This window comes from Erythrobacter sp. S57(2025) (assembly GCF_057365055.1).
The window spans coordinates 1966596-1988079 of the sequence record NZ_CP200299.1 but is presented as its reverse complement, the minus strand read 5'-3'; the positions used below and the strand labels follow the sequence as shown (position 1 = coordinate 1988079).

Sequence of the window (21484 nt, the reverse complement as noted above, 5' to 3'; positions counted from 1 at the left end):
AGATGAACAACCGGCAGCCTGGCGAATTGAACGATCTTGATACTGGCATGGCACCAACATGCTCGGTCGAGGGTGATGTGTCTGCGCCCGTGCCGCTGGGCAATATTCGTGGCAAACTGACGCAAGGCGCACCGCTCGACAAACATGTCTGGTTCCGCAGTGGCGGCAAGGCGGACTGGCTGTTTGAACCCGCTGACTTGGAAGACCTCAAAAGCTTTTGCGAGGCGTTGGACGGCACGATCCCGATCATGGCGCTCGGCGTTGGCTCAAACATGATCATTCGCGATGGCGGTGTGCCGGGCGTTGTGATCAAGCTTGGCCCGCAATTCGCCGAGGTTGAAGTGACCGGCGACACGACTGTCAAAGCGGGCGCTGCTGCCCCTGCAAACAAAGTCGCACGCCGCGCTGCTAAGGCTGGCATTGACGGCATGACGTTCTTGACCGGCATTCCCGGCTCGGTCGGCGGCGTCACCAAGATGAATGGCGGATGCTATGGCCGCGAGACTTGCGATGTGCTGGTCGATTGCGACGTAGTGCTGCCCGATGGTCAGTTCGTGACGCTGACCAATGCGGACCTGCAATATTCCTACCGCCACTCTGCCTTGCCAGAGGGCTCAATCGTGGTCGAAGTCCGCTTCAAAGGCTTCCCCGGTGACCCCGACACGATTAAGGCAGAGATGAATCGCATCTCTTCTGAACGCAAAGAATCGCAGCCCATTGGCAGCATGACCGGCGGTTCGACCTTCAAGAACCCCGAAGGCCATTCCTCATGGAAGCTGGTCGATGCAGCGGGCCTGCGCGGCTACAAACATGGCGGCGCGCAAGTGAGCGAGAAACACTGCAATTTCCTCATCAACACCGGCACCGCTACCTCGACTGAGATCGAAGAGCTGGGCGAGCTGGTGCGCGAGAAGGTCTACGCCAATTCGGGCATCCAACTCGAATGGGAAATCAAGCGGGTGGGGCGGCCATAATGACCCAAAAACCACCTCTTCATATTGCAGTCCTCATGGGCGGCTGGGCGAATGAGCGGGAAGTCTCGCTCTCATCCGGCGCGGGTGTTTGTGATGCGCTTGAGATGAATGGCCACAAGGTGACGCCCGTTGATATGGGCCGCGATGTGGCCGTGCGCCTTGCTGAGTTAAAGCCTGACGTGGTGTTCAATGCGCTCCACGGCGTTCCGGGTGAAGATGGCACGGTTCAGGGCATGCTCGACCTGATGGGCATTCCTTACACGCATTCCGGCCTTGCGACTTCCGTGATCGCGATTGACAAGCAACTTACCAAACAAGCGCTGGTGCCCCACGGTATTCCTATGCCCGGCGGCCGCATTGTTGAGACTCAGGAATTGCATGAGCGCGATCCCTTGCCGCGCCCTTATGTCCTCAAACCCGTGAATGAAGGCTCTTCCGTCGGTGTTGCTATCATCACCGAAGATTCGAATGTCGGCAATCCTATTGCGCGCGAAGCCGAGGGGCCATGGCAAGAGTTCGAGCAATTGCTCGCCGAACCCTTCATCAAAGGACGCGAGCTCACCACCGCGGTGATTGACGGGGCAAGCGGCCCGCGCGCTCTGGGTGTGACCGAGCTGATTATCGAAAGCGGCTTTTACGATTACGAGCACAAATACACCGAAGGCCGGACGCAGCATGTTTGCCCTGCCAAAGTGCCAACCGAAATCGCGGCGCTTTGCGAGGAATATGCGATCAAGGCGCACCACGTGCTGGGTTGTCACGGCACCAGCCGTACAGATTTCCGCTGGGATGATGAACTGGGTGAAGAGGGCCTGTTCGTCCTCGAGACCAACACACAGCCGGGCATGACACCGCTCAGCCTCGTGCCAGAGCAGGCGCGTCACGCCGACATTGGCTACGCCGAATTGGTCGAGCTGATCGTCATGGAAGCATTGCGCGTGCACGATAAGGCTTCGAAAATTGAGGAGGACGCCTGATGGCCAGGATCAAGCGAGCTTCAAGCAAAGGCGTTCGCCGCGCCGCCAAATCGCAAAGCCGCGCTGCTGGCGCGCGCCGGGCCAAGGCCAAGACCACGGGGATTGTAGACCGGGCAATGGGCCTGCTGCCATTTACCGATGAGCAGTGGAGCACGATCTGGATGACGGTGATTATTGGTGCAGGTGTTGGCCTCGCCTTTGTGATTGCAAACCTCGCAGGCGTGCCAGCCATGGCCAATGCGCAGGTTGCCGCTATGGCCTCTGATGCTGGGTTCGAAGTCAAGAATGTGCGCGTTACCGGTACGAACCGCATGGATGAGCGCGAAGTTTATGCCCGCGCTTTGGCTGAACGCGACCGGCCCATGCCGCAAGTTGAGCTTGAGGAGCTGCGCGCCGAATTGCTCGATCTGCCATGGGTGAAGGATGCGCGCGTTTCGATTCAACTGCCATCGACCCTTGCGATTGATATTGTTGAACGTGAACCGCATGCCGTTCTCGAAAAGCCTGACCGGCTGGTGCTGATTGACGCAGAGGGCGAAGAGCTGACCACCGTTTCTGCCGAAGATGCAGGCGATCGTCTGCGTATCTCTGGTCCTGGTGCTGCAAAGCAAGTTGCTCCGCTAGAGAAACTGCTCGCTGCAGCGCCTGCCTTGGGTCCGCAGGTTGAGGCCGCCGAATGGGTCGGCAATCGTCGCTGGAATCTCTCTTTCAAAAGCGGACAAGTGCTCGCATTGCCTGAGGGCGCTGATACATCGGCCAGCGCGCTGGTGAAGTTTGCGCGTATGGATGGCCAGAACCGCTTGCTGGGCGGACAGGTCGCAACGTTTGATATGCGTTCACCGCCGCGGATTTACATGCGTGTGCCGGGACGGGCTGACGCGCAAGAAATCGGTGGCAGCTGATGGCCGCATCAAAAAGCAACGCGCCCAAGGCACGCCTCGCCAAAGTGTTTGGCGCGGTCAATGTTGGCTCTTTCCGCATCTCTGCCATGATTATGGGCGAGACGGAGACGGGCGAGTTGGTCGTGCTCGGATCGGGACACCGCGCCTCCCAAGGGATCAAACGCGGCTATGTCACCGACATGAAGGCGGCGACCTATGCGATCCGCGATGCAGTGGAGCGCGCCGAGAAGAACGCAGGCACCAGCGTGCAAAGCGTCTGGATTGCGTGTTCGGGCGCTGGCCTATCGAGCCGCGTTTCCAAGGTTGAAATCGATATTGGTGGACGCCGCATTGAAGAGGAGGATGTCGAACATCTCCTGATCGAGGCGCGTGATACGATCCAGCCTGATGGCCGCACTGTGCTGCACGCACAGCCAGCGCATTACACGTTGGATGGCGCACATGGCGTTGCGAACCCGCGCGGGCTTCATGCGGAGCGGCTGGGCGTTGATGTCCATGTGATGCTGGCCGATGGCGCGCCGGTGCGTAATCTGATGGAAGCGGTTCAGAACGCGCATCTCGAAGTTGAGGCCGTTGTCGCAGCGCCGCTTGCGTCCGGATATGCCTGTCTGGCTGAAGAAGAACGCGAGCTTGGCGTCGCATTGGTCGAAATCGGATCAGACGTGACGAATGTCTCGGTCTTTGCAGCAGGTATGCTTTTGGGCCTTCGTGCAATCCCGATGGGATCAGGCGATATCACTGACGCCATTGCCAGCGCCTTCGGTATTCGCCGTTTTCAGGCGGAACGATTAAAGTGTGTTTCGGGTTCTGCGATTGCATCGCCAAGTGATCATCGCGAAATGATCCCGGTTCATGGCCCCAATGAGGGGGCGGGCGAACCTTCGGGGCCGACGGCACGCGGCGCAGACGACAAGAACCAGATTGCACGCGCCGAATTGATTTCCGTCATCACCACCAGCCAATCTCAATTGACGGGCGAGATTGGTAAGGCGCTCAAAGAAATGGGCTTTTCTGGCACGAGCGCGGGGCAAGTGGTGCTAACGGGCGGCGGCGCAGAACTCGCTGGATTGGCCGAATTCACTCAGAGCGCGCTGGCAATGCCGGTGCGGATCGGCCGCGCGCCATCGCTTACTGGATTGCCAGAAGCGCATGCGACGCCGGGTTTTGCAGGGCTTGCGGGCCTATGCCTTTACGCTGCTGAAGACCCCGTCGATATCCGCGCGGTCGGGTCGCGTTTCACATCATCTGCTGATTTTGGCGGGTCAATTGGTTCCATTTTCGCCATCAACCGCTGGTGGCGAGCTGTGCGAGAATACTTCTGAAACGATGTAAAATGTCGTCAATGTGGGATTCTAACTCAGCCCTTGATCGTGTATCAGGGTTAATAGCCGCCTGTGGATAAGGATTTGAGCGGTATAACGGGCGCATGACGAATGTGTCACAGATAAACTGACGTAAGGAAACCTTGTGGGAAAACCCCGAAATTTCCGTTGCCTGCGTCTGGAGGAATAGAAGCGATGAGCATCAATATCGGTCCAGCAGAAACAGACGACCTGCGCCCACGCATTACAGTGGTTGGTATCGGCGGCGCCGGTGGCAACGCGATTGCGAATATGATCGCCTCTGAAATCGAAGGTGTCGATTTCATCGTGGCGAATACGGACGCGCAGGCGTTGAGTTCAAGTCCCTCTGAAAAGCGTATCCAGCTTGGCCCGGACATCACCGGTGGCCTTGGTGCAGGTGCACGGCCAGAGGTTGGCAAAGCTGCTGCTGAGGAAACCGTATCCGACATTGAACAGGCGCTCGAAGGCGTCAACATGGTCTTTATCGCCGCCGGTATGGGCGGTGGTACAGGCACTGGGGCTGCACCTGTCATTGCAGAGGCCGCACGTCGCAAAGGCGTTTTGACAGTCGGCGTTGTGACCAAGCCATTCTTATTCGAAGGCACGCGCCGGATGCGCGCAGCCGAAGCTGGCATTGCTGAGCTTCAGGATCACGTCGACACGCTGATCGTGATCCCGAACCAGAACCTGTTCCTGGTCGCAAAGCCAGAAACCACATTTAAAGAAGCGTTTGAGCTGGCTGACGAAGTGCTCCAGCAGGGCGTCCGCTCAATCACCGACCTTATGGTTATGCCGGGTCTCATCAACCTCGACTTCGCCGATGTCCGCTCTGTCATGAGCGAGATGGGCAAAGCGATGATGGGTACGGGCGAGGGCGAAGGTGAGAACCGCGCGCTTAATGCCGCCGAACAGGCAATTGCCAACCCGCTGCTTGATGGCGTGTCAATGCAGGGCGCCAAAGGCGTCATCATCTCGATCATCGGCGGCGAAGACATGAAGCTGATGGAAGTTGATGAGGCGGCGAACCATATTCGCGACCTCGTTGACGAAGACGCCAACATCATTTGGGGCAGCGCCTTCAACCCTGATCTTTCAGGCAAGATCCGCGTATCCGTCGTGGCGACCGGTATCGAAGGAAGCGGTTCGAGCGAAGCACCGCGCTCGACCAGCACATCGCTCGGTAATGCACGTGCACCAAAGCGCCCTGTTCTCGAACTGGGCGGTGAGGATGAAAGCACCGCTGAGGTTGAACCCATGACACTGTCTGAGCCTGCTCCTGAAGCAGAGCCAGAGCCAAGCGCACCGCGTATCCCTGTCTTTTCTGATCCCGTATCCGATGCGATCTCAGCTGAGGAAGAAATCGAGGAAGAAGAGGCACACGAAGAGGAAGAAGATACTGGCGGCGCAAGCGAGCCTTTCGACCTTTCTGGTATGCAAGCGGGCGATGATATGGGCGATGAAGGCGATGATGTGGACGGCATTGTCGATCCGCTCGCTGGCCTTCGTGGTGCTGAAGATGAAGACGCGCTTCCCGACCCAGCGGATGACACCAGCTTTGGCTCGTTGAGCGATGATGGCTTTGCGGAAACCGGCGACGGCGAAGAGACGCTCGACCTCGACAGTGAGTATGCTGAAGTTGAAGAAGTGGAAGGCGGCGAGAGTGAAGCTGAAACTGCTGCAACCAGCGAAGATGCTCCTGAAGATAGTCTGCTGGAAGATGCAGATCGTCTGAATGATGCAAATGAGCCTGTGCAGCCGCAAGGCGGTGGCCGCCGTGCCGGAATTTTGGGTTCCGGCGCAGCTGCAGGCGCTGCGGCTAGTGGTGATAGCGAGGGCTCAGGCAGCTCTGGTGGCAGCACCTTGTTTGAACGCATGGCCAACCTCTCACGTTCATCCAGTTCGGATGACGATGAAGATGGCGATGATGGTGATGATGCACCCGCGCTCAGCATTCCGCGTTTCCTCGGACGCCAGAATAACCAATGATTGGTGAGGCTGCGGGGCACAGCGTGGCTCGCAGCACCGCTCATCCAAATGGCCAATCCTGCGTTTTGTCGGAGCACAAATGCGGTTCGCCCTGTGTTCAGCAGGTTTTGGCTAGCGCATGTCTGAAAATGCGTTAGCGGAAATTCTTGTGACCCTATATCATCGCGATCCCAGCTCCATCCGGCTTGCACTTGCTTTTGCAGGGATGAGCCTCGCAGCGCTAACTCAACCGGTATTCGTGCAGGCGCAGACTTCGCGAGAAGTCGTGCAGCCATTGCCCGCGCCCGAGGTCCAGCGGCTCAACCGAGCCTTGATGGAATTGGCTCGCAGGCCCCGCAGTGTTAGTTCGCTGCTTGAAGCAGGTGACGCGTCGCTTTCGGTGGGCGACTATGACGCGGCTGCTGGTTTTTATGGTCGCGCCTCTGACATTGCCCCCAATGATGCGCGTCCAAAGCTGGGTCTTGGCCGCGTTTACCTGCGATCAGGCCAACCGCTAGAAGCAATCCCAATGCTCAATGCGGCGCTCAGTTCAGGTGCTTCACCACGTGAAGTGCTCGGCGATCAAGCGCTCGCCTTTGATATGGTCGGTGATCAACAAGCAGCTCAGGCTGCCTATGCCCGCGCAATTGAACTTAATCCTCAAGATGATGAAACCCGTAGACGCTTTGCTTTGAGCCAGGCGATTGCGGGCAATGAAGGCGGGTTTCAGTCTGCGCTTGCGCCGCTGTTGGAGGCGCGCGATCCCGCCGCCTTTCGCACGCGCGCCTTTGGTCTTGCGATCCTTGGTCAAGAAGAGCGGGCGCGCGCGATCGTGAATGAAGTGATGCCGGCTGATTTGGCTGCGCGCATTAATCCTTACCTCGCTTACATGCCGCGCCTCACGCCTTCCCAGCAAGCGGCCGCTGCCAACCTTGGCATTTTTCCGCGCGCGGCAGATATCGGCCGCGAAGACCCGCGCATCGCTCGGTTTGCAAGCGAGGGCTCAGTGGGATCGCTGCTTGAGCCCGCGGGTGAGCCTCTTGGTGCGCCAAGGGGCGCTCCGGTTGAAACGGTCAGTCAGGAAGTCACGCAGACAGTTGCCGAGGTGCCGCCAGAGCCGGAAATGGTAGCGGCAGCGACACAGGCCGTGGCAGAAACGCCCTCGAACGTTGCATCCAATGTGTCAGCTACCGATCAAACTGAGGAATTGGCCGCAGCGGCTTTGCCCGATATCGCGACGGTCGAAACAGCATCACAACCAACACAGCCAGCACAAGCCTCAACACCAGTGCCAGTAAGCCCGCCATTGAGCGTGGCTGATGCTTTTGCCGATCTCGACAGTTCCGACTTGCCGGTAGAGGGTAGCGCGAATGGCGCTGTTGATCTGGCCGCGATTGAGATTCCGCGTGAAACCTCTCCCGAACCCGAAGCAGAGCCCGCTCAGCCAGATCATCCTCGCCGAATCTGGGTGCAGCTTGCCACAGGCCGCGATGTCGATGCGCTTGGCTTTGATTGGCGGCGTTTCAGCAGGCGGGCGCCTGAATTGCTTGAGGATTTTGAGCCGCATGTGACGCCATGGGGTCATGCAAACCGGCTGCTCGCTGGTCCGCTTGAGAATCGCGCCGCTGCGCGCGCCTTGATCAATGCGCTTGGTGAAAAGGGGATTGAGACATTCTCCTATATCAGCCCAGAAGGCACGGAAATTCAGGAACTTAAATAGATCTTTGTCGCTATCCCCGGCTTTTACTGCACAAGCTTTGAACAAGCGAAAAGCGTTCTCCCCAAGCCTGACCGATACGCGCATTGCCAAGATACAACTTGTAAAGGCATGTCTCTTGGCGATGACAAAGTCCCCCGTTCTATTGAAAGCCCTCCGATGAGACCCCGCGAAGCAGAATACACATCACATGATGACGCCGCGCCGGTCGAAATGCTCGCCGCCTTGTTTGAAGCACGCGGCTGGGACTGCGAAGTGGTCGCCGATGATGAGATGGTCGGCGAAGTGCAGGGCAGCTGGGCCAAATATCAATTGCGCGCGATCTGGCGCAGCACGGACAATGTTCTGCAATTCCTTTGTCTGCCCGAAATCCGTGTCAGCGATGAAAAGAAAGCAAGCGCATACGAATTGTTGAGCCTCGTAAATGAGCAGATGTGGCTGGGGCACTTTGACGTATGGTCCAACGGTGATGTGCTGCTCTACCGTCACGGCGTTTTGCTCGGCGATGAGGGGATGCTCTCCATCGCGCAGGCGCAGGCGCTGGTTGAAACCGCGATTGATGAATGCGACCGGTTCTACCCGGCGTTCCAATTCGTCCTGTGGGGCGACAAGAGCCCGAAAGCCGCATTGGAAGCGGCAATGGTTGACGCGGTGGGCGAAGCGTAGCCATTTGTATCGCTTGAGAAAGGCGGTTGGACATGGCTGAGCCAAACAGGCTTCTAATAATTGGATATGGCAATATGTCAGGCGCGATGCTGGCCGGGTGGTTGGCGACGGGCGTTGATCCGGCTGGTTTTGCGATCCTAAACCGATCTGAAAAGCCTGCGCCAGCGGGCGTAGCCTTCTTCACAGACGCAAAGGCTGCACTGGCGGCGCATGAGTATGATGCGGTGATGCTAGGGTTTAAGCCGCATCAACTGGTTGACCTTGCGCCGGGTTTTCAGGAATTAGCCAAGTCACGCGCGGTGCATTCGTTGCTCGCCGGGATAACGCTTGCACAATTGCAAAGCGCTTTCCCCGGCGCTGCATCGCATGTGCGCGTGATGCCCAACCTCGCATCACGCATCAACAAATCGCCCATTATTCTGGCCGCAAAGGGGCTGAATGCCTCGGAGCGCGCTGCACTATCTGACTATTACGACAGGCTGGGCAATGCTGTTTGGCTCGAGGATGAGAGCCAGTATGACCTTGCCACCGCCCTTGCCGGATCAGGGCCGGGGTTCGTCTACCGCTTTATCGACGCGTTGAGCGTTGCGGGAGCAGATCTAGGCTTGGAGCCGGAGCAAGCCCGCGCCCTAGCGCTGGCAATGGTTGAAGGGGCGGCGGGACTCGCGGCCGGTTCAGAATTCTCGCCTGCACAATTGGCAGACAAAGTTGCAAGTCCGGGCGGGATGACGCGTCAGGGGCTCAATGTGCTGGATAAAGACAGCGCGTTGATTTCATTGCTGACGGAGACTTTGCGCGCAACGCGGGACCGAGGCGCAGAGCTATCCAAGGGCAAGACCTGAATATTCATTAATCATAATTGGCGCAAAACTGAACGATTTTCGGTGAAATGCGCACCGGTTTCGCTTGAAAAACCCCTCAAAAATGCCGATATTGCTTATCAACGGCGCGTATTGTCGCGCTCTGGACTGGAGACAAGGGATCCAAAATGTCTGACTGGAATGAAAATCAGCGCTCTGGCCAAGCTTTCGGCTCTGTGCCGCGGGCTGGCGGCGATGTAGAAGGCGTGTCCTATGATGAGGGCCTGCGTTCTTACATGCTCTCAATCTACAATTACATGGCATCTGCCGTTCTGCTGACCGGTATTGTTGCTGTCCTCGCTGCATTTAGCGGTGTGACCTACGCCATCATGGGTTCAGGCCTTGGCATCGTAGTTGCATTCGCGCCGCTCGCCTTCATCCTCGCGATGAGCTTTGGCTTGCACAAGATGAGCTACACGACGCTGCAAATTGTCTTCTGGGCGTTTGCGACCGTGATGGGTCTGTCGGTTTCGTGGATATTCCTCGTTTACACCGGACCCAGCATCGCTGTGACCTTCTTTGCGACCGCAGGCGCGTTTCTCGGCCTGTCGCTGTGGGGCTACACCACGAAGAAAGACATTTCTGGCTGGGGCAGTTTCCTGATCATGGGTGTGATCGGCTTGATCATCGCCTCTGTCATCAACATCTTCCTGCAATCCGAAGCGATGTCTTTCGTGATTAGCGGCATCGGTGTGCTCGTCTTCGCAGGTCTCACCGCCTACGATACGCAGCGCCTGAAGAACCAGTATCAGTATCTGCGTGGAACCGATTTCATGGGCAAAGCGGTGATTATGGGGGCCACTAACCTCTATCTCGACTTTGTGAACATGTTCATGTTCCTGCTGCAGTTCCTCGGTAGCCGCGAGTGATCGCATCAGCCAGTAGGTGATGCTCCGCAGGGGCTCATCGAACAAACTGTTGATACACTGCAATGCCCGGAGCCTAACCATAGGCTTCGGGCATTTGCTTTGCCATAGAGCGTGACTAATTCTCGGCTTAGCGACTTGATCTCAAACGCTTCAGTTGCGAGCAAGGATCAAACCGCCATGGTGTAGATGGTCGAACAAAGGGCTGTCATGCGCCGCATGGGAGCAATTGCAGTGAGAGGCGAATTGGTAATGAACAGCGCTAAACAGGCCGACGCAACGCGTAGCCAAGGCGAAACACGCCGTAAATCACCGCTAAAGATCACCACCGTGGTGCTGGGTGTGGCATTGCTGGGCGCCTGTGCAAAGCCAGCGCCTCCTCCCCCGCCACCGCCACCTCCGCCGCCACCGGTGGAGACTACACCCTACCGTCCGCTGCCGCCGGGCGGCGCTTCGTATGTGATGCAAATTCCGCCCAAGAACGCTTTGGGCCAGCGTGAAACAATCAATCTGGGCGTTTCAGAAGATGAAGGCGTGTGGCATTTTCGCTCTGCCTGGAACGTGGCTGCGCTCAATTGTGTGTCGGATCAGTTTACCCCGATCCTTACCGCTTACAGCGCCTATATCAGCGACCATGATCGCGCATTGAAGACGGTCAATGACCGGATCGAAAGCGTCTATCGCGGTGAGCAAGGCAGCCGCCGCGCTGCCCTAAAGGCGCGCGAGGAGCGTATGACTTCGGTCTATAATTACTTCGCTTTGCCGCCTGCCCGTCGTGGGTTCTGTGCCGCTGCGCTTGACGTGTCGAACCGCTATTTGCTGGCGCCGGTCGACCCTATTGCCTTTGCGAAAGACAATTTCGCCGTGCTTGAACAGCCGTTTGAGCAATTCTTCGTCGACTATGAGAAGTATGAACGCGATTCTGCGGCGTGGGATGCCCGCTGGGGTGACCGGTTTGGTCCTTCACAACCCGGCTGGGTGGCGGTTCAAGAAGCGCGCGCGCAGGGGATCGTAACCCCCACCTTTACAAGCGATCCCGGTGCGACTTTGGCATCGCCAACCGCTACATCCGGGCTTGTAGCGGACCCTGCAACGGGCACTGAAGTGCCAGTGATCCCAGCTGACACGCAGTTTATCTCGCAGCCTGTGGTCGAACCTGTTGCGACCGATGACAGCGCGGATAATCCGGACGCGCCGCAGTAATCCAATCCTATTGCGCTCAAAGTTTCGGGCGCTTATTGGAAACCCACGCATCGGTAACGGGAATGCGGTGCGGGATCATTTGGTCCCAATTCCGCAGCTGTCCCTGCAACTGTAAGCGGCGAGTGTCTGGTTCATGTGTGCCTGCAAAGGCGCGCTCCCACTGAGCGAAAAAGCTTGGGAAGGGGAGCCAGAGACAATGACCCGCAAGCCAGGAGACCGACCGGAGCGTGTCGCTTGTTGCCCCTCTCAGGGATTGGAGAGGCGCGAAGAACCTTCGTTTCGAGCGACGATTTCGAAGGCCGCGTGGGAGTAATCCTTCGCGGTGTCAAAACGCTCATTCGGAAGGGATTACCGGATATGAAAAGAACTGTGTTTTTGGCGAGTGCGGCTGCGGCGGCGCTTGGATGGAGTTTGCCTGCGGCGGCTCAGGATGTGGATATCGTGATGACCGATTGCAATCCGGAGAACGATTGCTTCGATAATGACAATGTCATCGTGCCCATAGGCCGCATTTATCCAGACCAGATTTTGGTGACTGAAAGCCGCCTCCAGACTGTTCGACCGCAGAACACAACGGCATCCACCACCATCGTCCGCCGCCACCAATTGGAAGAGCGCCAGACCCGCGATATTGGCGATGTGCTGCGCGATGTACCCGGTATCGCTTTATCAAGCGTGGCGGGCCAAACCCAAATCCGGCTTCGGGGAACAGAGGCGAACCATGTTCTGGTGCTGGTCGACGGTATCGAAGTGTCCGATCCAGGCAGCGGTGAGTTCGATATCGGCACGCTTCAAGCCGAGATCGGCAGCTGGGTAGAAGTGCTGCGTGGTCCCCAATCAGCCCTCTACGGCAATGACGCCATCGGCGGTGTGGTCGCCTATCGCAGCGGCGATTTTGACGGCGTCGCTGGTAGGATCGAAGCTGGCACCAATGACACTTTCAACGGCGCAGCGCGCTTCGGAATTGATGAAGGCGACTTCGCAGCATCACTCTCCGCCACCGCTGTCACCACCAATGGCGAACCCAATGCACGAGACGGCACACGCGATATTGGCCGCGACAGCTACACATTGGCAGGCAAGCTAAGAGTGGAGGTCGCTGACAACCTCACTTTGCGGGGCGTGGGCCGCTTCGTCGATACATCAGGCGATAGCAACAATCAGGACTTCGCCTTTGGCAGCCCAACGCTTGGCCTAGTGATCGACAGCCCCGGTGTGGGGTACGAGAACACTGCGCTTCACGGACTGGTAGGCGCCCGTCTTGAGACGGATGATGGGCGCATTGTCCATGACCTCTCAATCCAAATCGCCGATATTGAGCGTAACACCTTCGACAATGGCGCGACCACGAGTGATACGGAAAGCGACCGCTTCAAAGCTTCCTATGTCGCCTCGTACCGCTTGGGGTACGATCACAGTTTGAGCTTTGCCGGAGAATACGAAGTTGAAGGCTTCAATAACATCGCAACTTTCAACGAGCGGCGCGAGGTCGAGAATGCCGGCTTGGTCGGCGAGTATCGCTATGACGGCGACACCTTCAATTTCTCCGCCGCGATCCGCCAAGATTTCAACGATCGCTTCCAAGATACGACCACTTTCCGTGTCGGGGCGGGCGTAGATGTCGGGGACGATACTCGACTTCGCGCGGCTGTCGGTACGGGTGTCAAAAACCCGACCTTCTTTGAGCTGTTTGGCTTCTTTGACGGCGTATTCGTTGGCAATCCTGACCTAGAGCCGGAGGAATCGACCAGTTGGGAAATCGGTGTCGATCAACGACTGTTCAACGATCAGGCAACGGTCTCTGTCACCTATTTCAACGCAGAACTGGAAGGCGAGATATTCAGTGTCTTCCCACCGCCAACTTTCATCGCGACGCCCGGCAATCGGACTACGAATAGTGAGCAGCAGGGCGTGGAGGTGTCTCTCTCAGCGTTCCTCAGCCGCAATTGGAGCCTCAACGCGGCCTACACCTATCTCGATGCAGAAGAAAATGGTGCAACCGAAGTCCGCCGCCCTGAAAGCATCGCGAGTGCTGCGCTCACTTGGACCGCAAGCGATGAGAAAGCCTCGGCAAATCTGGTGGTGCGCCACAATGGCGAAGCGCTCGACAATGATTTCACCACCGGTGCCTTCCCCGCACCGGTAACAACGCTCGACGACTTCACTCTGGTGAACATCAATGCGCGTTTTGAGCTGACGGAAGGGGTCAGCCTATTCGCGCGGGCGGAGAACCTGTTTGACGAGACCTATGAGCAGGTGAACACCTTTGTATCGCCGGGACGCACGGTGATCGCGGGTATCGAAGCGAAGTTCTAAAGTCTCGCTTTCTGAAGAGGAAATGCTAGGGGCATCCCCATGCATTTCCTCGATCAGGCAAAAATCTATCTTAAGTCAGGAGCTGGGGGACCCGGAGCGGTCTCTTTCCGGCGCGAGAAGTATATCGAATATGGCGGCCCCGATGGCGGCAATGGCGGCAAGGGCGGCGACATTGTTTTCGAAGCCGTTCAAGGTCTGAACACCCTCATCGACTTTCGCTATTCGCAGCATTTCAAGGCCAAGCGCGGCAGCCATGGGCAGGGCAAGGACAAAACCGGCGCAGGCGCGCCCGATCTGGTTATCGAAGTTCCCGTCGGCACCCAGGTTCTGTCCGAGGACAAGGAAGAAGTCCTGCTCGACTTCACCGAAGTGGGCCAGCGCGTCGTCTTCATGGAAGGCGGCATGGGTGGGCGCGGCAATGCGTCTTACAAAAGCTCAACCAACCGCGCCCCGCGCCAGCATCAGCCCGGCGAGCCGAGCGAGGAGATGTGGGTGTGGCTGCGTTTGAAGCTGCTCGCCGATGTCGGCCTACTGGGCCTTCCCAATGCGGGCAAATCGACCTTCATCAACGCGGTGTCGAACGCACAGGCGAAAGTGGGGCACTATGCCTTCACCACACTGGTGCCGAAGCTGGGCGTAGTTCGCCACAAGGCGCGCGAATTTGTGCTCGCCGACATTCCCGGCCTGATCGAAGGAGCTGCGGATGGCGCGGGGATTGGCGACAGGTTTCTTGGCCATATTGAGCGGTGCCGGGTGCTGATCCACCTCATCGACATTGCGGGCGATGACCCGGCTGAGGCAATGCAGATCGTCCAGGAAGAGCTGGCCGCCTATGGTGCGAGTCTCGAAGACAAGCCGCAGCTGATTGCGCTTAACAAAACCGACCTTGCCGACGCTGAGCTGACGCAAGCTTTTGCCGATGAGTTGAAAGCAGCGGGAGCCAAAGAGGTGTTCACCGTATCCGGCGCGAGCGGTGAGGGGATTGAGGCGCTGCTCGATGCAGTGCTTGGCTATCTGCCCGACCGCACCTCCACCGAGACCAAGACGGTTGAGGTTGAGGATGAAGATGAGGACGGGGGCGAATGGTCGCCGATCTAAAGGCGCTGCTGGACCCTGCAACGTGCAAACGGCTGGTCGTCAAGATCGGCTCCGCCCTGCTGGTTGAAGATGGTGAGCCTGCGCGCGGTTGGCTCGATGCACTCGCGCTCGACCTGAGAGATTTCCGTACCAAAGGCGGCGAGATTATCGTCGTCAGTTCTGGCGCGATTGCGCTGGGTGCCTCGCGATTAGGGTTGCCTAAAGGTGGCAGGGCCAGCCTTGCCGATGCACAGGCCGCGGCCTCTGTCGGACAAGTGGCGCTGGCGCAATTATGGGCAACCGCGCTGGATCGACATGGGCTGACCGCTGCGCAGATGCTGGTGACCTTGGGCGATTTGGAAGACCGTAGGCGCTACCTCAATGCCTCTGCCACGATTGAGCGGCTGGTTGAGACGGGCGCTGTTCCGGTTATCAACGAAAATGACAGTGTAGCGACCGAAGAAATCCGATTTGGCGACAATGATCGGCTCGCCGCGCGCGTGGCTCAGGCTGCGAACGCCGACGGGGTGCTGATCCTGTCGGACGTCGATGGCTTGTATGACAAGCCGCCGGGCGAAGAGGGCGCAAAGCTAATTGAGAATGTCGAGGGTGTTACCCCCGAAGTTATCGCCATGGCGGGCGAGGATTCCTCATCAGGAGTGGGCACAGGCGGGATGAAGGCGAAACTTCAGGCTGCGCGCATTGCAGAGCGTGCAGGTATTACGCTGGGCATCGCCAATGGCACGGGCGAACGCCCAATCACCCAAGCGCTGGCCACAGGGCGCGGCACATTGTTCCTACCGGTGCGCAGCGACAATGCGCGCAAGAGCTGGCTGGGCGGGCGGCAATCGCTTGAAGGCGTGTTGACCGTGGATGCGGGCTGTGTGGAAGCGCTGGCGGGCGGTGCAAGCCTGCTTGCAGCGGGTCTAACCGAAGTGGAAGGCGATTTTGAACGCGGCGCTCTGGTCAGTCTGCATGGCCCTAAAGGTGAGCGGCTAGGGCAAGGTCTGGTTGAATATTCAGCCGAAGAATGCCGCGCAATCGCAGGCCGCAAACAAGCCGAGCAAGAGGCACAATTGGGCTATGCACCGCGCGCTGCAGTCGTCCACCGCGATCATATGGTGCAGGGCTAACCATGGGCATGACGCTGGCGATCACTGGTGCAACAGGCTTTGTCGGCTCAGCTGTGTTGGACGCAGCCTCCGATCACGAAGCGCGCGCGCTAACCCGCCGCGATCAGCCAAAGCGCGATGGCGTTGAATGGATTTCGGGCACGCTCGATGACACCGCTTCGCTGGAGGCCCTATGTCATGGTGCAGACGCTGTCATTCATATCGCGGGGCTGACAAATACCCCTGATCTGGCCGAGTTTGAGCGAGCCAATGTCACGGGCACAGCCAATGTGATGGCGGCGGCCAAGGCTGCGAAGGTCAAACGCTTCGTGTTCGTCTCCTCGCTTTCCGCGCGTGAGCCGCAATTGTCAGCCTATGGCGCGTCCAAAGCGAAGGCGGAAGAATTGGTTCAGGCATCCGGGCTCGATTGGACAATCGTTCGCCCTCCGGCTGTCTATGGCCCGCGCGATACTGAGATGTTTGAACTGTTCCGCTCAGCCAAATTGGGCATTGTACCGCTGCCGCCGGGCGGTGCGACATCGATCATCCATGTCGATGATTTGGCACAGCTACTGGTGCTTTTGGCGCAGAACCGGGCGCCTAAAACGACTTACGAACCCGATGATGGGCGCGAAGGCGGCTGGTCGCACAAGGAATTGGCGCAGGCGATTGGGCGTGCGGTGGGCAAGCGCAGCGTGTTTGCTCCTAGCCTGCCAAAGTCGGTACTCAATCTCGCCGCTTCAGCCGACAAACTGCTGCGGGGTGATCAGGCGAAGCTGACCGCAGACCGTGTGGGCTATATGAGCCACCCCAATTGGGTGGTTCGCTTTGATAAGCGTCCACCTGCGAAACTGTGGGAGCCGCGGATTGAAGGCGATTCAGGGCTGAAAGCGACCGCCGATTGGTACAAAGCGGAAGGCTGGCTTTAGTCGTCAGCTTGAGCAGTAGGAGTGCATTCCTCGGCGCCGTAGACTTCTGAGTAGGGTCGGCCCCAGCATTGCTCAAACTTCACCAGAACATTCATATTTGGCGGCCAGCTGAGCTCGAAAACCGTTCCATCGGCGCGTGTGAAGCTGATTTCCTCTGGCGCGGGGACGAGGGCTAGTCTTTCGATTGCTTTGGTAAGCCCCTCGCGGTCGCCGCTAAGAAAGGCGATTGTGCCATCAACATAGTGGTTCCAGCCAAAATCTGCGTCAAAGTCTTGCGATTTGCGGGTCAGTTCGAACAGCGCGATGGCCTGACGTGTTTGTCCGGCTTCGGCGCGCATTTGCCCTTCGTGCCAATACAAAATGCTACTGTGATCGCGCTTTTCATGGCGCCATTCGCGGATCAGTTCAGCGGCTTCCTCGTAACAGCCTGCGTTTGAGAGCCTGCGCCAACCGCCATTGGGAATGTCTTGGTCGAACGCATTCCGGTCGAGCGCGAGCATTGCTTCGAGATTGTAGGAGCAATCAGGCTCGGGCTCGCAATAGGTGATCGCCGGATCGTCAGGATCGCAAAGCTGCGCGGTAGAAAGAAGGAGGAATGAAAGCATTCCCCTTGGCTAACAATCCGCTCAGCGCAATCAAGCCCTTACAGGAATGGCTCTTCGCCCGGCTTGTGGATGCCGCATTCGGTCTTGTCCCAGCCTTTCCAGCGGCCTGAGCGTGGGTCTTCGCCGGGCGCGACCTTGTGGGTGCACGGCTCACAGCCGATGGAGAGAAAGCCTTTGGCGACCAATGGGTGCGCGGGCAGGTCGTGCTGTTTAAAATAGGCCGTGATTTCTTTGGCGCTCCAATCGATCAGTGGGTTGATCTTCAGGCGACCTTGCGCGTCCGATGTGTCCACTTCGAAACGAGGGAGGTTCGCGCGGGTGGCTGATTGGAAGCTCTTGCGGCCGGTAAAGCTCGCATCGAACCGCGCGAGCGCTTTTTCCAGCGGCTTAACCTTGCGAATTTCGCAGCAGCCATCGGGATCATAGGACCAGCGCAGACCGGTTTCGTCCTTCTTCGCTAGGTCTTCTGGATCTGGCGTGAGGATTTGCAGGTTGGTGAGACCGATCTTTTCAGCGACTAGATCGCGATACTCAATCGTCTCGGCAAAGTGCTTGCCCGTATCGAGGAACAGGACCGGGATGCCCGGATCAACCTGCGCGACAAGGTGCAACAACACAGCGCTTTCCGCGCCAAAGCTGGAGACAATCGCAATGTCGCCGGCAAGATTGCCCTTGATCACGCCATCGAGCATTTCCAGCGTCGAGGAACCGCGAAACATGCGGTTGAGGCGTACGGCGTCGTGCTCGCTAAATCGCGGTGCAGCGTCGAGCCGGTCGATTTTGCGCACTTCATTCATGGCGCATCTCCTGAATGGTTTTGCGGCCATCTGTGGTGCGCTGATAGACGTTTTTCCAGGTCGCAAAGGCGCGCGCGGCGTCCTCTTTGTCGAGTGGTTTATCTGGCGCGAATGCGTCAAATCCGCAGCGGCGCATATGGCTCAATTGATCAATGCCAACATCGCCAACTGCGCGCAGTTCGCCGGAATATCCGGCTTCGCGCAGGATACGGGCCGCAGAATAGCCACGCCCATCGCCGAATGTGGGGAAATTGACTTCTACCAAAGCGAGCCGGTCGAGGAAGGGGAGCAGCGCGCGCGCATCATCGCCCGGTTCAATCCGAACGGCGGTGGCGTTGGTCTGATCGCAGCAGGCATCAACGGTGACGGTCCCGTGATCCACGATTTCATCCTCGCGGAAACGGAATTGAACTTCGTCAGGAGAAGCTCCAAGATCAGTCATAGAGTGCCTCCTTAAACGGGGCCATTCCGATGCGGCGGTAAGTGTCGAGGAAGCGCTCCTCGCCTTGCTTTTGCGCGAGGTAGACATCGGTCACTTTGTCGACCGCCTCGATCACGCCGTCTTCGGTGAAACCGGGGCCGGTGATTTTGGCGAGGCTGGTGTCTTCAGCCTCTGATCCGCCGAGGGAAAGCTGGTAATTCTCAACGCCTTTGCGGTCGACGCCGAGGATGCCGATATGGCCCGCATGGTGGTGCCCGCAGGCATTGATGCAGCCGGAGATCTTGAGCTTTAGCTCACCCAGCTTCTCGGTCTTGCCCGAGGCATCGAATTTCTCGGAAATGCGCTGTGCGAGCGGGATGGAGCGGGCATTGGCGAGCGCGCAATAATCAAGGCCAGGACACGCGATCATATCCTCAATCGAGTCCATATTTGGCGCGCCAAGGTCAGCTGCGTCAAGCTGCGTCCAAAGCGCGTGCAAGTCTTCGATCTTCACATGAGGAAGCACCACATTCTGCGTGTGCATGATGCGCAGTTCGTCAAAGCTATATTGCTTGGCGAGCTTGGCCATCAGACGCATTTGGTCGCCAGTGGCATCGCCCGGAATGCCGCCAACAGGCTTGAGCGAGATAACGGCGCTGACATAGCTGTCATGCTTGTGGCGGTGCGTGTTGCGGTCGACCCACAGCGCAAAGTCAGGGTCCGAACGGTCAACATTCTTCGCACCCTCTTCGAAAGCAGGGTCGGCAAAGAAAGGTTTGATCCGCTCCAACTCTTCGCGCGGCGGTTCAACGCCTTGATCGAGCATATGGGCGAATTCTTCTTCGACCTGGCGCGTATATTCATCCTTGCCCAGCTCGTGGACGAGGATTTTGATGCGCGCTTTGTACTTGTTATCGCGGCGGCCATAGCGGTTATACACGCGCAGGCAGGCTTCAGCGTAGGTGATCAGCTGATCAAGCGGCACAAAGTCGCGGATCATTGGCGCGATCATGGGTGTGCGCCCCATGCCGCCGCCGACATAGAACGCCGCGCCGATCTCGCCGTCTTTCTCGACTATCTGGATGCCGATATCGTGCAGGCGCATCGCTGCGCGGTCTTTCTCGGCTGCGATCACCGCGATTTTGAATTTGCGCGGGAGATAGGTGAATTCTGGGTGGAAGCTCGACCATTGGCGCAGCAATTCGGCATAGGGGCGGGGATCGACCAGTTCATCATGTGCAGCGCCTGCGAAGTGATCGCTTGAAATGTTGCGGATGCAATTGCCACTGGTCTGGATCGCGTGCATCTCAACCTTGGCGAGATCTGCCAAGATGTCCGCCGCATCCTCCAGCTTGATCCAATTGTATTGCAAGTTCTGGCGCGTGGTGAAGTGGCCATAGCCGCGGTCATACTTGTCCGCGATGTCGCCCAGCGCGTGCATCTGCGCAGAGTTCAGCGTGCCATAGGGTATGGCAACACGCAGCATATAGGCGTGAAGTTGCAGATAGAGGCCGTTCATCAGCCGCAGCGGCTTGAACTGGTCTTCTGTCAGCTTGCCTTCGAGACGACGGCGCGCCTGATCGCGGAATTCTTCCACGCGCGCATCGACCATCGCTTGGTCATATGAATTGTACTGGTACATCAGATAATCCAGTCCAGAGCTTCGGGGTCTTTGGGTTTGAGCGTCAGATCGGGCCGCACTGTGGGGCCGAGTGCGCGGATACGGTCTTTGATGTGAGCAGGGCGCACGCTGCCATCTTCGTCGCGGGTTGCTTCGATAATGTAGGGCACATTGACATGGCGCGCAGCTTCTTCGGCGGCCAAGATCGTCTCAGCCTCTTCGCCTGCATCCACTGCGTCATCGACATGGCGCGACCAGCCCTGGCCGGTCCACCACGTAACATCGCCCGTCTTGAGGTCGTTTCCAGTCAGAACTCTCATTGTGCGGCCTCCGTTTGCTGAGCCATTTGGGCCAGATTCGATACGGACAGACCATCGCGCGCTGTCACATCGCCGATAACGATGAGGGCGGGGCTTTTGATGCGGTGGGTCTCAACCAAGTCAGGCAGCCCAGCGAGCAGCCCGCGCACTACGCGCATATCAGGACGCGCGCCGTTCTCGATCACCGCCAATGGTACGTCCGGCGCAAGACCATCGGCCATTAGTTTCTCAGCGATCTGAGGCGCAGTTTTGACGCCCATATAGATCACCAGCGTGCGACCTTTGCCTGCGAGGCCAGACCAGTCCTGATCGGACAGGCCTTTGCATTGGCCAGCGACAAAGCTGACAATGCTGGAGGCATCGCGGTGGGTGAGGGCGATTTGAGTTGCAGCTGCCGCGCCATTCGCAGCAGAGATGCCGGGGACGATCTCCACCGGAACACCGGCTGCGCGTGCATCTTCGGCTTCTTCGCCACCGCGCCCGAATATCAGCGGATCGCCGCCTTTGAGGCGCACCACATCGCGACCAGCCAGCGCTTCGCGCACTAGCAGAGCGTTGATCTGATCTTGCGGTAGAGTGTGCCGCGCGCGCTGTTTCGCAACAGAGATCAAATCAGCATCTGGGCGAGCCAATGCGAGGATTTCGCGGCTGACAAGGCCATCGTGGACGATGACTTCAGCTTGCTCGATCAAGCGGGCAGCGCGCAGGGTCAGAAGGTCGGGGTCACCCGGCCCAGCGCCAACGAGGTAGATAGTGCCAATTTCCATGCGCCCCAAATGGCGTGGGCGCGCTTAAGTCACCAGCGAGAATGGA

At 58.3% G+C, this 21484-nt stretch carries 20 protein-coding genes and 1 riboswitch; of the genes, 14 read left to right on the top strand and 6 right to left on the bottom strand.

The window, feature by feature from the left end:
• Nucleotides 1–47 precede the first annotated feature (47 nt).
• From murB to AC0V6N_RS09545, 14 genes are all read left to right on the top strand, one after another.
• Entirely contained in the window at nt 48–974 is a 927-nt protein-coding gene (gene murB / locus AC0V6N_RS09610; protein WP_486172462.1) for a UDP-N-acetylmuramate dehydrogenase, read from the top strand.
• Nucleotides 974–1951, top strand: coding sequence for a D-alanine--D-alanine ligase (locus AC0V6N_RS09605; RefSeq protein WP_486171339.1), 978 nt, complete (start codon nt 974–976; stop codon nt 1949–1951). Before murB ends, AC0V6N_RS09605 begins: the two co-directional genes overlap by 1 nt.
• Nucleotides 1951–2853, top strand: a complete 903-nt coding sequence (locus tag AC0V6N_RS09600; protein ID WP_486171338.1) for a cell division protein FtsQ/DivIB — start codon at nt 1951–1953, stop codon at nt 2851–2853. Before AC0V6N_RS09605 ends, AC0V6N_RS09600 begins: the two co-directional genes overlap by 1 nt.
• Nucleotides 2853–4175 (top strand): cell division protein FtsA, encoded by a 1323-nt coding sequence (gene ftsA, locus AC0V6N_RS09595; RefSeq protein ID WP_486171337.1) that lies wholly within the window; start codon nt 2853–2855, stop codon nt 4173–4175. Before AC0V6N_RS09600 ends, ftsA begins: the two co-directional genes overlap by 1 nt.
• Before the next feature lie 195 nt (nt 4176–4370).
• On the top strand, nt 4371–6182 hold the full coding sequence (gene ftsZ, locus AC0V6N_RS09590; protein WP_486171336.1) for a cell division protein FtsZ: 1812 nt from the start codon (nt 4371–4373) through the stop codon (nt 6180–6182).
• A 148-nt stretch (nt 6183–6330) separates the two neighbouring features.
• A complete protein-coding gene (locus AC0V6N_RS09585; RefSeq protein ID WP_486171335.1) occupies nt 6331–7881 on the top strand; it encodes a tetratricopeptide repeat protein in 1551 nt (516 codons plus the stop codon).
• A gap of 156 nt (nt 7882–8037) precedes the next feature.
• Nucleotides 8038–8544 (top strand): type III secretion system chaperone family protein, encoded by a 507-nt coding sequence (locus AC0V6N_RS09580; RefSeq protein ID WP_486171334.1) that lies wholly within the window; start codon nt 8038–8040, stop codon nt 8542–8544.
• Nucleotides 8545–8576: 32 nt separating this feature from the next.
• Complete coding sequence (locus AC0V6N_RS09575) at nt 8577–9386, top strand: pyrroline-5-carboxylate reductase family protein (RefSeq protein ID WP_486171333.1); 810 nt, start codon at nt 8577–8579, stop codon at nt 9384–9386.
• A gap of 146 nt (nt 9387–9532) precedes the next feature.
• Complete coding sequence (locus tag AC0V6N_RS09570; RefSeq protein ID WP_486171332.1) at nt 9533–10273, top strand: Bax inhibitor-1/YccA family protein; 741 nt, start codon at nt 9533–9535, stop codon at nt 10271–10273.
• 249 nt (nt 10274–10522) lie between these two features.
• A complete protein-coding gene (locus tag AC0V6N_RS09565) occupies nt 10523–11473 on the top strand; it encodes a hypothetical protein (RefSeq protein ID WP_486171331.1) in 951 nt (316 codons plus the stop codon).
• Nucleotides 11474–11481: 8 nt separating this feature from the next.
• Nucleotides 11482–11712, top strand: a riboswitch (cobalamin riboswitch).
• Nucleotides 11713–11830: 118 nt separating this feature from the next.
• Nucleotides 11831–13789 (top strand): TonB-dependent receptor plug domain-containing protein, encoded by a 1959-nt coding sequence (locus AC0V6N_RS09560; protein ID WP_486171330.1) that lies wholly within the window; start codon nt 11831–11833, stop codon nt 13787–13789.
• A 39-nt stretch (nt 13790–13828) separates the two neighbouring features.
• Nucleotides 13829–14887 (top strand): Obg family GTPase CgtA, encoded by a 1059-nt coding sequence (gene cgtA / locus AC0V6N_RS09555; protein WP_486171329.1) that lies wholly within the window; start codon nt 13829–13831, stop codon nt 14885–14887.
• Nucleotides 14872–15999 (top strand): glutamate 5-kinase, encoded by a 1128-nt coding sequence (gene proB, locus AC0V6N_RS09550; protein WP_486171328.1) that lies wholly within the window; start codon nt 14872–14874, stop codon nt 15997–15999. Before cgtA ends, proB begins: the two co-directional genes overlap by 16 nt.
• A gap of 8 nt (nt 16000–16007) precedes the next feature.
• On the top strand, nt 16008–16907 hold the full coding sequence (locus AC0V6N_RS09545) for an NAD-dependent epimerase/dehydratase family protein (protein ID WP_486171327.1): 900 nt from the start codon (nt 16008–16010) through the stop codon (nt 16905–16907).
• Here the strand turns inward: AC0V6N_RS09545 and AC0V6N_RS09540 are convergent.
• Genes AC0V6N_RS09540 through cobA form a run of 6 tightly spaced genes read right to left on the bottom strand, consistent with a single transcriptional unit; the run spans nt 16904 to nt 21438 of the window.
• Nucleotides 16904–17512: a hypothetical protein gene (locus AC0V6N_RS09540; RefSeq protein WP_486171326.1), complete on the bottom strand. Its 609-nt coding sequence runs from the start codon at nt 17510–17512 to the stop codon at nt 16904–16906. The two genes, AC0V6N_RS09545 and AC0V6N_RS09540, sit on opposite strands and share 4 nt — an antisense overlap.
• A 38-nt stretch (nt 17513–17550) precedes the next feature.
• The gene (locus tag AC0V6N_RS09535) at nt 17551–18309 is read right to left on the bottom strand and encodes a phosphoadenylyl-sulfate reductase (protein ID WP_486171325.1); all 759 of its coding nucleotides are present in this window, start codon (nt 18307–18309) and stop codon (nt 17551–17553) included.
• Nucleotides 18302–18751 carry a DUF934 domain-containing protein gene (locus tag AC0V6N_RS09530; protein ID WP_486171324.1) on the bottom strand — a complete coding sequence of 150 codons (450 nt, stop codon included), beginning with the start codon at nt 18749–18751 and terminating at the stop codon, nt 18302–18304. The genes AC0V6N_RS09535 and AC0V6N_RS09530 overlap by 8 nt, the downstream gene beginning before the upstream one ends.
• The gene (locus tag AC0V6N_RS09525) at nt 18744–20372 is read right to left on the bottom strand and encodes a nitrite/sulfite reductase (RefSeq protein WP_486171323.1); all 1629 of its coding nucleotides are present in this window, start codon (nt 20370–20372) and stop codon (nt 18744–18746) included. Before AC0V6N_RS09525 ends, AC0V6N_RS09530 begins: the two co-directional genes overlap by 8 nt.
• On the bottom strand, nt 20372–20671 hold the full coding sequence (locus tag AC0V6N_RS09520; protein WP_486171322.1) for a DUF2849 domain-containing protein: 300 nt from the start codon (nt 20669–20671) through the stop codon (nt 20372–20374). Before AC0V6N_RS09520 ends, AC0V6N_RS09525 begins: the two co-directional genes overlap by 1 nt.
• Nucleotides 20668–21438, bottom strand: coding sequence for a uroporphyrinogen-III C-methyltransferase (cobA, locus tag AC0V6N_RS09515; protein ID WP_486171321.1), 771 nt, complete (start codon nt 21436–21438; stop codon nt 20668–20670). Before cobA ends, AC0V6N_RS09520 begins: the two co-directional genes overlap by 4 nt.
• Nucleotides 21439–21484: the final 46 nt, after the last annotated feature.

Bases quoted from the DNA above. Each gene is read 5' to 3' on its own strand.
- AC0V6N_RS09600 (WP_486171338.1), top strand. From the start codon at position 1,951: ATGGCCAGGATCAAGCGAGCTTCAAGCAAAGGCGTTCGCCGCGCCGCC.
- AC0V6N_RS09565 (WP_486171331.1), top strand. From the start codon at position 10,523: ATGAACAGCGCTAAACAGGCCGACGCAACGCGTAGCCAAGGCGAAACA.
- cobA (WP_486171321.1), bottom strand. From the start codon at position 21,438: ATGGAAATTGGCACTATCTACCTCGTTGGCGCTGGGCCGGGTGACCCC.
- ftsA (WP_486171337.1), top strand. From the start codon at position 2,853: ATGGCCGCATCAAAAAGCAACGCGCCCAAGGCACGCCTCGCCAAAGTG.
- AC0V6N_RS09580 (WP_486171334.1), top strand. From the start codon at position 8,038: ATGAGACCCCGCGAAGCAGAATACACATCACATGATGACGCCGCGCCG.
- AC0V6N_RS09560 (WP_486171330.1), top strand. From the start codon at position 11,831: ATGAAAAGAACTGTGTTTTTGGCGAGTGCGGCTGCGGCGGCGCTTGGA.
- AC0V6N_RS09545 (WP_486171327.1), top strand. From the start codon at position 16,008: ATGACGCTGGCGATCACTGGTGCAACAGGCTTTGTCGGCTCAGCTGTG.
- murB (WP_486172462.1), top strand. From the start codon at position 48: ATGGCACCAACATGCTCGGTCGAGGGTGATGTGTCTGCGCCCGTGCCG.
- AC0V6N_RS09575 (WP_486171333.1), top strand. From the start codon at position 8,577: ATGGCTGAGCCAAACAGGCTTCTAATAATTGGATATGGCAATATGTCA.
- AC0V6N_RS09535 (WP_486171325.1), bottom strand. From the start codon at position 18,309: ATGAATGAAGTGCGCAAAATCGACCGGCTCGACGCTGCACCGCGATTT.
- cgtA (WP_486171329.1), top strand. From the start codon at position 13,829: ATGCATTTCCTCGATCAGGCAAAAATCTATCTTAAGTCAGGAGCTGGG.
- AC0V6N_RS09605 (WP_486171339.1), top strand. From the start codon at position 974: ATGACCCAAAAACCACCTCTTCATATTGCAGTCCTCATGGGCGGCTGG.
- AC0V6N_RS09540 (WP_486171326.1), bottom strand. From the start codon at position 17,512: ATGCTTTCATTCCTCCTTCTTTCTACCGCGCAGCTTTGCGATCCTGAC.
- proB (WP_486171328.1), top strand. From the start codon at position 14,872: ATGGTCGCCGATCTAAAGGCGCTGCTGGACCCTGCAACGTGCAAACGG.
- AC0V6N_RS09570 (WP_486171332.1), top strand. From the start codon at position 9,533: ATGTCTGACTGGAATGAAAATCAGCGCTCTGGCCAAGCTTTCGGCTCT.
- AC0V6N_RS09525 (WP_486171323.1), bottom strand. From the start codon at position 20,372: ATGTACCAGTACAATTCATATGACCAAGCGATGGTCGATGCGCGCGTG.
- AC0V6N_RS09530 (WP_486171324.1), bottom strand. From the start codon at position 18,751: ATGACTGATCTTGGAGCTTCTCCTGACGAAGTTCAATTCCGTTTCCGC.
- AC0V6N_RS09520 (WP_486171322.1), bottom strand. From the start codon at position 20,671: ATGAGAGTTCTGACTGGAAACGACCTCAAGACGGGCGATGTTACGTGG.
- ftsZ (WP_486171336.1), top strand. From the start codon at position 4,371: ATGAGCATCAATATCGGTCCAGCAGAAACAGACGACCTGCGCCCACGC.